Annotated in this window: 1 protein-coding gene; it reads right to left on the reverse strand. The window is 50.0% G+C overall.

What is annotated here, in order from left to right:
• Positions 1–57: 57 nt before the first annotated feature.
• Positions 58–322: hypothetical protein (locus ACR6JA_RS23215; RefSeq protein ID WP_494599882.1), on the reverse strand; the 265-nt coding region annotated here is incomplete at its 5' end.

The raw sequence follows: 322 nt of genomic DNA on the forward strand, positions 1-322 counted from the left end.
TTGCAATCTTGATGGTCACGGTGTCTTGCATGATTTTCTCCAGCGTTTGAAAAGGACTTACAGAATGCCCATCGCGCTTTGCGAGGCTTGTTGAATCATGGCTGTGCCGCCGATAACGGTTCCAGCCAAGAGAAAAATTAGAATCATCCCGACGTTTTTCGCGATGTCGGCTGCTGTATCGGTCTTTGAAATCGTTTCCTCCAACCAGTCATCTGCGAATTGCGAGATCGCTGTTTCGACGCCAGACTTGGAGCCCAAGATCCGCAGGTGGCGGATTGCTTGAGGATCTGGAAACTTGTATCCACTCAGGTGAAGCGATGAG

This window comes from Cedecea sp. B1(4) (assembly GCF_059414925.1).